Below are 318 nucleotides of genomic sequence, written 5' to 3'. Positions count from 1 at the left end.
TGGAGCTGCAGGCGCGCGGGGTGCCCCTGGCCACCTGCATCACCGACGACGCCCTGAAGGAGGAGCTATGCGCATTGCGTTCGAAGATGTGAGCTACAGCTACGTGGACCCCTCCTCGCGCACGCGCAAGAAGCGTCGCGGCAAGAAGGACGAGAAAAAAGCCGACTGGGGCAATGCCCACGATGCGCTGTGGGCCCTGCGCCATGTGAGCTTTACCGTGGAACCCGGCGAGTTTCTGGGCATTGCGGGCCATACCGGCAGCGGCAAGTCCACCCTTATCCAGCATATGAACGGGCACGTGAACCCCAGCGAGGGCCG

At 64.2% G+C, this 318-nt stretch carries 1 protein-coding gene; it reads left to right on the top strand.

Translation table 11 applies throughout. The features are described from left to right. Positions 1–67: 67 nt before the first annotated feature. On the top strand, positions 68–318 hold a 251-nt coding region (locus PZH32_RS12300), incomplete at its 3' end, for an ATP-binding cassette domain-containing protein (protein ID WP_275208535.1).

Source organism: Adlercreutzia equolifaciens, from assembly GCF_029076695.1.
GTDB classification, from domain to species: domain Bacteria; phylum Actinomycetota; class Coriobacteriia; order Coriobacteriales; family Eggerthellaceae; genus Adlercreutzia; species Adlercreutzia equolifaciens_A.
This window is presented reverse-complemented; position numbering and strand designations above follow the sequence as displayed.